The organism is Paenibacillus sp. 598K (assembly GCF_003851045.1).
Classification (GTDB): domain Bacteria; phylum Bacillota; class Bacilli; order Paenibacillales; family Paenibacillaceae; genus Paenibacillus_D.
In genome coordinates, this window is record NZ_BFBX01000265.1 from 704 (window position 1) to 1124 (window position 421).

Genomic DNA, 421 nt, shown 5'->3' on the forward strand with positions numbered 1-421 from the left:
CAATCAAAAATGTTCTTCTCTGCATATGCCTCTTGGCTTGGACCATGTCTGAAGATGGCATCTGATTGGCCAAGCAGGTTACTGAACACTTGAGCTTCACTTTCATGTGGCGTCCAGTCATAACCGTAGTATGGGAAATTAAAGGCCTTGTTGGTTTCCAAAATATTCGCATTCGCATTTAATTTCACACCAGCGCCTGTTGTGAAGTACTCTCTCCAGAGATTACCAGTCGTAGTGTCATTGATATGAGCATGCGCCCATATAGCCGTTTTTGTAAGCTCCGGGTTCGCGTTAACCTCTTCTGTAGTTGGCCAAACAACAGTTTGTCCTGTAATCGGAATGATTGCCGCGAGGAACTCAGGATTGCGCTTGTAAAAGCCTACGGTGTATCCGCTACCCGCCGAGAAGCCGGACATATAGA

General features: G+C 46.3%; 1 pseudogene. It reads right to left on the minus strand.

The window, feature by feature from the left end:
* Positions 1-421: pseudogene (locus PA598K_RS34980) on the minus strand (hypothetical protein); the annotation flags it as partial.